General features: G+C 62.9%; 8 protein-coding genes and 1 pseudogene. All 9 read right to left on the bottom strand.

Translation table 11 applies throughout. From position 1 onward, the window contains the following. Window positions 1-401, bottom strand: a 401-nt coding sequence (locus tag VZ95_RS13070) for a hypothetical protein (RefSeq protein WP_045776236.1), incomplete at its 3' end; no start/stop codon positions are given. A 43-nt stretch (window positions 402-444) separates the two neighbouring features. Next, entirely contained in the window at window positions 445-825 is a 381-nt protein-coding gene (locus tag VZ95_RS13065) for a hypothetical protein (RefSeq protein ID WP_045776235.1), read from the bottom strand. Beyond that, on the bottom strand, window positions 789-1349 hold the full coding sequence (locus tag VZ95_RS13060) for a hypothetical protein (protein ID WP_045776234.1): 561 nt from the start codon (window positions 1347-1349) through the stop codon (window positions 789-791). The genes VZ95_RS13065 and VZ95_RS13060 overlap by 37 nt, the downstream gene beginning before the upstream one ends. 96 nt (window positions 1350-1445) lie before the next feature. Continuing rightward, window positions 1446-2243, bottom strand: coding sequence for a hypothetical protein (locus tag VZ95_RS13055; protein WP_045776233.1), 798 nt, complete (start codon window positions 2241-2243; stop codon window positions 1446-1448). Between the two features lie 10 nt (window positions 2244-2253). Continuing rightward, window positions 2254-5982, bottom strand: a complete 3729-nt coding sequence (locus VZ95_RS13050) for a hypothetical protein (protein WP_045776232.1) — start codon at window positions 5980-5982, stop codon at window positions 2254-2256. Window positions 5983-6018: 36 nt separating this feature from the next. After that, entirely contained in the window at window positions 6019-6603 is a 585-nt protein-coding gene (locus VZ95_RS13045) for a hypothetical protein (protein WP_156995284.1), read from the bottom strand. A 172-nt stretch (window positions 6604-6775) separates the two neighbouring features. Beyond that, window positions 6776-7867 (bottom strand): hypothetical protein, encoded by a 1092-nt coding sequence (locus VZ95_RS13040; RefSeq protein WP_045776230.1) that lies wholly within the window; start codon window positions 7865-7867, stop codon window positions 6776-6778. Between the two features lie 43 nt (window positions 7868-7910). Beyond that, window positions 7911-8261, bottom strand: coding sequence for a hypothetical protein (locus VZ95_RS13035; protein WP_045776238.1), 351 nt, complete (start codon window positions 8259-8261; stop codon window positions 7911-7913). A gap of 56 nt (window positions 8262-8317) precedes the next feature. Beyond that, window positions 8318-8558 (bottom strand): annotated as a pseudogene (locus VZ95_RS25635) (hypothetical protein); the annotation flags it as partial.

Below are 8558 nucleotides of genomic sequence, written 5' to 3'. Positions count from 1 at the left end.
CAAAGCTCCTGAAAACTCGCCTCGCCGCTCACCAGATTTTCGGGGTCCATCACAGTCCGAAACTGCTGAACCATATCATTGAAACCCGTGCGACTACAAAAGACTGCCTCGGACCATCCCGGTTGCCACCGCGCCGATGCCGAAATAGTGCTGAGAATGAAACTTTCAGGGTCGGAGGGATCGGTGAGCGACGCCGGATAACTTGCATTGATGATTTCCGCGACATGCTCAATTTTTTGAGAGCAATACTCGCCAATCCAATTCAAAAAAATCGAAGAACTCTCGGAATCCTGCCAGTCAGGCCCTATCGATAAGATAGAATTATACAGATCCCCCGCAATGTTGATCGGAACCTCGATTTGGGCGCGGGTAAATTTACCGCAAGCAAGCGTGATATTCATCGTCAGCTCCGACAGGTCAGCGGGAGAAAGCGCCCCAGGGGTGTCACAGCCATCCGTCCACATTGGTTTGATTCCAAAGCAGCACATATTTGCGCAGCATCCGCAAAACGATCTCGCTCCCCGGCACCGCCCCACCGCCAACGAGCGCTACCCCCGCGGGCATGCCGGGGGCCGTCGCATCGATCAGCACTGTGCTTTGAAACGTGGGAAGGGCGGTACTCAGTTGATAAAAAGCCCAATAACGACCGTCCGTGAGAATGCCGCGCAGGTAGCGGGGAAAGGGCGGTGCCGGTAGGGGGAGTAATTGCGACTGCGTGGCAAGAATGGCGCAAATCTGCCACTGGGCCGTGGGCAATTGAGTGATGAGATCCCGCTTGGCCTCAATAATCAGGCTTTGCTCCCAAATCGGCGCAGGCGGCGGCACAAGGGGGGCGGAACCGGGGGAGCAAGCATACGCGCCGTGATGGCCGCAAAGGCGGGTGCCCCCAAAGCGCCCGCCGGTATCAGCGTCACCGGCGCTCCCGCAGGGGCAACCGGCCCGCCGATGACGTAATCGAGATCGCCATGACCGATATACTGATTCGCGGCCACCCCCGTGCTGACACTATAGGCCGCTCCCGGCGTATTAAGGGCACGTTCCAGATAAACGCCAATGGCGGCGTGATCCAACCGATGCAAGAAGGTCCGCAGAAAGGCGTCGATAGCAACCCGCCGCTCCGCCTCGCGGTCATTCATCCACCACCGGCTCGCCAGCCGCAGCAAACTTGTGTTGAGATCGGCGAGCGCCAAGATCGGCCCCGGCGGTACCATGAAATTGCCGGGCAACGCCATAGACGGGCGCGGCGTAATAGTCGCAGCCGCCCCCCACCCCAAGCCATAGGCGATAAGCGCGGCAGAGCTCGTCTGCGTCGCCCCAATACCGACCGGCGCGGCGTGGGCGAGGCGCATGTGCGTATTGCCGGCCCGCCGGGGCAAGCGGGGCAAGGCCCCCGCCCGCCGGAAAATTGACGTTCGCCAGAACCGAGAATGACGAAAAAGCGATGCTCATGATCCGCTCCCCCCAATCGATGCCGATGGCGGCGCGAAGGGCGATGGTGCCGGGGGAACCGATGGCCGGAAAAGCCCGGTAAAGGGCGACGGCCCGGCCACAGGGGGAATGGGCGGCGCAACAGGGGCCGAGGTCTGGGCCAGGGCGGCGAGATCGAACGTCACGGGCGGAGTCGGCGCGGCGGTAGCGATGAGGGAAGCCAGTGCCGGCGTTGGCGGCCTTACGACTCTTTCCGGCCAGCGCGGCGAGGTGCCGCCTGTCGCCGGGGCAACGCGCAGGCTGAGCGCCGTGATAACCGTCCCGCCGGACGGCTCCAGGGGAACTGAAAAATGCGTCTCGAAACCCGCCCCCCGCAGGGCGGAGCGCGCCTCCGCCTCCCAGCAGACGCCGACCAGGATCGGCACGGCGCCCGCGAGGGTCGGATCAACCCTGCCCTCGCTCAGTCGATGCATATCCCGCTGAATCCCCGCACTATAATCGGCTGCCGACTGGTGTAAGGATTGACCGCTAAGGCAGAGAATGAAGCGGGTGGCCTGCGGGTTTTCGCGATTGAACAGATAGGCAAGCCGATCCCCCCCTAAAAGAAGATGCGCGCTGCGCGTAATATCTAACCCCCCTGCATCGGGGCTTTGATCCAACCCCGCCTGGGTGAGCGCGTAAGCCTGAAAATCGCTCAAGGCCCAGTCCGACCAGCCGTGCGGCAACGCCAAAACGCCAGGGGTAATCCGAGCCTTGGCCCATGCTTCGAACAGCGGCCAAAACTCTTGCGGCGTGACGGGTTTTGTCGTCGGCATCGGGCGTTCCCTAGGGCTGATCGTAATTGCGCTGGCCGTCGAAACTCAGCACGGCGCTACTGTCCTTCAAGCTGGTCAGCATTTGCGTGGCATCGGCGCTGGCGTTCGGCTCAAGCGCGTTCAGGAGGATTGCCACCTCCGGCGCGATGGGCGTTGCCAGCAGGGCATCGTCCACGGTTAAGCGCTTGGTGGGAGCGGTAAAGCGAGTGAAGGGCGTCGGGCAGCGGCGCAGGCCTTTGGCAAGCGCCAGCAGCCCGGCCTGATGCTGGATGAGCAAATCCCACAAGGCCCCATTCGGCCCGTCGAACAGCGGCAGCGGCACCAAGGTCTCGATCGGCAGCCCGATGCGGTAGGCGGATTCGGTCAGAATGGCGGTCACGCGCTGGCGCAAAGCCGTCAGCATCTCGCCATAGACCTGCGCCGTGAAAAGATCCGCCGTGCGCGGGAGTTTGGCGAGAATGGCCTGCTCGGCAAACCCCACCGTCTCCCACGGCAAGGGGCGCTGTTTGAAAGCGTTCAAGTCTTGGAACAGGCGCGGCAAATTCTGGGCATTGGCGCGCATATCGCCGCCCATCGGGCGCAGCACGCGGATGATCGAGATCGGGTCGCGGTCGTCGGGGTGGTCGTGCAGATGTAGAGCGACCTGTTCAGGCGTTGCCGCATGCACGGGTTCGAGTTGCGCGAGGCCCGTCGTATTGGCGGCCAGGGCTTGCAGCCGGGTTGCCAGCACGGTGGCAATCGTCCCCTGATTGCGCGCGTCCAAGCCAGGTTTCAGTTGAGTCCAAACATCGGGCGTCATCACCACTTCGGTCGTGCTATAGACGCTGGAAATAATCTGCCCCCCGGCCGCGACGAGCGGGGTAAAGACGGCCAGAAGCGAGGCCGACAGGCAAAAATCGAGCACGATGAGCCGGGCCTGAACCTTGGAAGCCACCAGAGGCGCAACCAGATTGGCGGTAAGGTCTTGCGCGCTCCAGGTGGCAAAGCGCGCCCAATCGCCGTGGCCCTGATTGAGCACCAGCAGATCGAGCGTGCGCACAACGCCCGGCGCAGCCGGGGGCAGCGTTAAGCTTTGGCGCAGGGCATCGGGATTATTCGTGACCGCCAATTCGAAGGCACCCGCCGGGAAATAGGGGGGCGGATAATCCCCCTGAATGCCATTGGCGCGGTCGGTACTGCTCAGCTTCAGATAGGCGCAACGGCCTTCCGCCAAGGCAATCAGCGTGGGGTTCGGCGGTTCGGGATTATTCGCGCGACTATAGATTTCCGTCAGCGCCGCCGTGGTCGCCTTCAGGCGTAATCGCCGACCATATTCCTCGATCTCCGCCGACTGCCGCTGGTAGGCGCGCACCAAATCGCGCAGACCCAAGACCGGGAGCCCCCAGATATAGGCGAGCTGTGGCCAGCCCGCCGCCTGGGGAGCCACCGCGAGCGACACGACCAAGGGCGCGTAGGTCAGCGCCCCCAAGGGCACCGCCGTCGCCCAGAAAATCCGCAAAACCCCGACCGGGTTCGACGGCCCCAAGGTCAGACTGGGATTGCTGCCCAGATAGGGTTTAATCGCGGCGGTGACCATTTCGATGATCGTCGCCGGATCGGCCTGGGGGTTCTGCGCGTAGAAGCCTGCGGTAATCACGAAGGGCGGATCGAGCGCCTCAGGATGCGAATAGCGCGTGTAATCGGCCTGAAGCTGGGCGGCGGACCCGGCGGTCATCGCCATTTCCAGCTCCCATTCCTCCCGCGTCGAGAAAATCCCGGCCACCACCGCCATTAACCCGCTCAGCACCTGCTTTTGCTGCGTCAGGAAAGCCGAGCGGTCCAGCAGATGCTGTTCCATCTGCTCCGAAACCCATTGGCAAAAGCCGACCATCGTCACGAGGCCGTTATAGGCCGGGTTCCATTTCGGCGGGCGCTCCGGATGCTGGGTATCCTCAGCGACCACCGCCTGAATGGCATTGGCCAAATCCTGCGGCGGCGCGCCGAGGGTGGCGGCATTCGCAATATTCGCCGTAAAGAAATCATCAAAGCCCGCTGCAAACTGGGGATCGGCGGGCAGCGCATAGGCCAGGGAGAATTGCTGCAAGAGGATCAGCAAAACCCGCCGCAAGGCTGGGTCTTGCTGCGTGTCCGCAACCGCGACCGACTGCGGCAGGAGGGTTGGCGGAATAAGCGCGCGCTCGTGGGCAACCACCGCATCGAGATCCTGCGTTAGCTGCGCCGACTGAGGCGAGAGCAGCTTATAGAGCCGCTCAATCCGCTTCGGCGCTTTATGGGCCGAGGGCGAGCGCCCCAGAAACACCTCGCGCAGCATCGCGATATATTCATTGATGTAATAGAGATAGCCGGGATAGGGCATGCCATCCGGCCCCTGGACCAAACTATTGTGAAGTTGCGCCCATTGTTCGCGCGCTTCAATCGTATCGTAGCGCGGTAACCCGACATCGATCAGTTCCGATTTACACGCCGCCCGGTGGGGCGCGGGCATAACCCCAACCGGCGGATCAACATCGACCTGCGGCGGTTCGGGCGGATTGAGCGGGTCCGGCAAGGCCTCATCCGGCGGCGGCGGTAGGGCACGCGCATCGGCCACCAGCGCGCGCTCGAACTCCGGCGCGTGATGGTTCAGCAGCGTGTAAAATTCCAGGCGAAAATCTTGCAGCAGCAGCAGTACGAGGTTCTGCACGCGCCGATACAGATCATACCAAGCCTCGGCGGGCAGATTGGGGTTGATGACAATCTGCGTATCCCAATCGTTTTCGCCCTGCTGCGGCACCCCTTCGAGATATTTGATCGCCCGCCCGCCCTTGAGGAAGAACAGGATGTTCTGACTGGGATCGAGCGCCAGCAGGCGCCGGTTCAAAACGAGCAGCTTGTCGCGCAGCCATTCCGAAAGCCAAGGCTGGCGGGTGATGATCTTCGTCAACTCGCCGCTGACTTTGATCGTATCCTCGCCGCTAATCGCCGTTTGGGCCTCCAGGCGATAGCGGATGAGCAGACGGTAGAGGTAGAAGCTTTCGATGAAATAGATCATCTGCACGCTGGCATATCCCGCCACCGCCTCTTCCAGCGCGCCGAGCCCAACCCGAAGATTATGCTGATACTGCTGCAACTGGTTCCAACTCGCAGCGCCGCGAATCGCGGCATCGAGCCCAATCAGCGCGTTCCGCGCCGCATCCAGTGTCGCGATCCGCCATCGGTCAGACCCTGGAATCCGGTAAAATTTGCGCAATAGGCCCATCGCCAGGGTCCAGCTCGTCAGCAGCGCCGCCTCCACCGGCCCGACCGCGACGTTTGCCCCCGCAAGCGACGCGTCAATCGCCCGCCCGGCGGCTTTCGCCTCGCGTATGGCGGTACGCAGTTGATCGTCGATCAAGGGAATGGCCATCCCGTCATAGGGTTGGCCCGGCCCGACCCCCAAGAGCTTCGGCACTGCGACATCGAAACTGAAGAACTGACTAAGCGCCGTCGATTCCGCCGTCTTATGGGCATCGGGATCGGTCAGCCCGCGCGCGGCGTCGCGAACGATGCCCTGATATTCGGTTTCCAGCGATTGCAGCGGATGGACGGCGTTGGACTTCCACGCCAGGGACGAATCGCGCGGCGGCGGCAGCACCACCTGCGTATGGGTTGCCGTCGAGACGAGTGCCGCTACGGTTTCAAGACAGGTTTCGGCAAGCCCCTGGGCTGGTTGCGCGCCACCGGGAAGAACCTGAAAAGCGTGTTGATGGCGCTTTACCACGGGCGGGAACCCCCTCGCTGAACGGCTGGAACATGGTTAGGTCGATTGCGGCCCCTTCAGCGGCTGCACGAACTGTACGGCCCTTTGAATGCTCTGATCGGTCGCCGCGACCGCCGAGGCTAAAGCGGCCTGGGCCGCCGCTTGGGTTTGGGCGATGATTTGAGCAATGGCCTGATCGCTGGCCGCAATGGTTCCATCGAGCGCATTCGCCTGGGCGGCGGGCGACGCCGCCGCAACCGCCTGCGCCGCCGCATCGCTGGCCGCCTGCACGGCAGTTGCCGTCGTTTGCGTGACCGACGCGATGAGCGCCGCGCCACTGGCCTGGGCGGCGGCCATTTGCTCCTGCATCTGCGCTTCGGCGGCTTGAATGGCGGCTTCGGCCGAGGCAATCGAACCCAAAATAGCCGCCTCGGACGCTTGAACGGCAGAATCGAGGGCGGTCAGCGGCGGTACGGGGTCCGGCGACACGGGATCGGCCGCCTCAACCGGCGGTGGAACCGGCATCGGGGCTTCCGGTAAAACCGGCGGCGTTAGAATCGACGGGACGGGCGAGGCAACCGGCTCGGGCGGCGGAACCGCAAGCACGGGAGCCGCCGGTACAGGGGAAGCAGGGTCAGACATATTCGATTCCCCTAAGGCCGGGACCAAATTCTGCGGGAGAATCTGGGGCCGAGCAGGTTTGGCCGGGGGCGGTTTTGCAGCCGACGCGGTTGGCTTGGCTCCCGATGCGGGAGCGCTCGGTTTCGTGCCGGGAGGGGCCGGTTTGCGCATCATTCACTCCGCCCATACCATGTCATGCGTCGCTATCCGGGGCATCGGCAAGCCGGTTGCCCGCAACCAGAGTCTCGCTCGCCGACGGCGGTTGCAGCCCGTAGGAGCGCAGCGTAATGAGCCCCGTTCCCCCAAGCATCAATGTGGCCTGTTGATCGCCGGAGCGAATCGGAAACAGGCACGAGGCCCCATCCTGCCCTAAGATCCCCTGCCGCACCGGCTGGGCCACGATCAGCGCCTGCGCGCCGGCAATATAGGATTGAACCAGTGCCCGCGCGGCATCGCCGGTTTCCAACTGGAAAACGGTATTCTGCGCAATCTGCGCCGCCGCTTCCGACAGGCGGGAGAAGCCGACTTGCCGTCCGTTGCGCACCCAGACCGAGATAGCATTGGCCACTTCCGCAGGCGACACCAGCCCCGGCACCTGCGGCGCATCGAGCGCGCTGAACAGCAGCGGCAAGAGCACCATCAAGGCACTGGTGGCCTGCGTTCCGCGCTGCTGTGCCGTACTGGCCGTCGGCATGCGGCTGCAATAGCGCAGGTAGAACTGATAATAGTCGGCGAATTCCAAAACGGTTCGCGCTTGGCTCACGGCAAACTGCGCGGCCTCGGTTCCTGGAATTGCCGTTTGAGTGCTCGGTTGCGCCGCGAGTTGATAGAGGGCGAGTTGATCCTCAAACGTCAGGAACTGAAACAACCCGGCCTGATTGACCCCCAAGGTCTGCAAAAAGGCCGTTCCCTGCGCAAAATCGCTGCCGCTCAACAGATGATGATCGGTAAAAATGCGCTTGATCTGGGCTTGGATCGGCGCGCTGGTATCGCCCGATTCGGCCCGCCCGAGTGTGCGCAGATCCGCGACGCCGAGGGAGATCAGTTTCACCGGGCTAATCATCGCCTGAAGGGTCGGCAGGAAGGCAAAGCGCGAGGTATGCAACCCTTGCTGAACCTGGGCCAGCAGTGTGGTTTCATCGGCAAAAGCATATTGCGCCGTTGGCGTCGAGATTGCCCAGGACAACCATTCGGGTCCGCCATCGATGAAGGCTAGCGCGAGCCGCCCGATATCCGACAGGGCAGCTTGATTTTGCACCAAACGATTGGCAACCATGACGGTCATGATAGGAACAACCCTCTTTTAAAATGGCAGAACACCCGCTGTTCTAACCCGACGGAAATTCCTTTAACACCGTCGCGGCGGCCGAGCCAATGTTGCTGAAATCCGTCGTGGCCGAGGTCATCATCGATTGGGCGATCTGCATGGCCTGGGAGTATTTAGGGTCGCCGGTTGCCAGGAATTGCGCCATTGCCACGCCGACCGCCGTGGTGGCGATCGTCGAGATATTGCGCAAGGCATCGGCGGCGTCCTGCACCGTAATCGCCGCCGTTTGGGCGACCGACTGATAGGCTTTGCCCGCGCCACTGGTGAGCACAACCTGCGGGCTCATCGTCGCGGTTTGCACCTGATTGATGACGTCAACGATTTGCGCGTTAACCGATGTTGGCTCGGGCATCATACCTCCTTACGGCAAAAATATTTGCGTCCTTACGTTTCGCCCCCGCGTGGCGGTTACTGGTTTCCCCCCGGCACCGACTCCTCCGGGGGCTTTGCCGGGGGAATAGCCGCCGTTGCCGCCGTCGAGAGTTCCTGAAGGTCCGCCGTTGCCGTCTGGGCGTAAGTTCCGCCCGCCGCCGCTTGCGCCTGCAAAATGCTGATTGCCGCTTGGCCTTCCGTCATCGCCGCCGCAATCACCTCGCCCGGCGATGGCGGTGTTGCGGGCGGCGGCGGCCCTGGCAAGGGCGTGATAACC

Source organism: Elstera litoralis (assembly GCF_000963705.1).
In the GTDB taxonomy this organism is placed as follows: domain Bacteria; phylum Pseudomonadota; class Alphaproteobacteria; order Elsterales; family Elsteraceae; genus Elstera; species Elstera litoralis.
This window is presented reverse-complemented; position numbering and strand designations above follow the sequence as displayed.

Coding starts and splice junctions, on each gene's coding strand:
- VZ95_RS13060 (WP_045776234.1), bottom strand. CDS start 1,349: ATGCGCCTCGCCCACGCCGCGCCGGTCGGTATTGGGGCGACGCAGACG.
- VZ95_RS13055 (WP_045776233.1), bottom strand. CDS start 2,243: ATGCCGACGACAAAACCCGTCACGCCGCAAGAGTTTTGGCCGCTGTTC.
- VZ95_RS13045 (WP_156995284.1), bottom strand. CDS start 6,603: ATGTCTGACCCTGCTTCCCCTGTACCGGCGGCTCCCGTGCTTGCGGTT.
- VZ95_RS13040 (WP_045776230.1), bottom strand. CDS start 7,867: ATGACCGTCATGGTTGCCAATCGTTTGGTGCAAAATCAAGCTGCCCTG.
- VZ95_RS13035 (WP_045776238.1), bottom strand. CDS start 8,261: ATGCCCGAGCCAACATCGGTTAACGCGCAAATCGTTGACGTCATCAAT.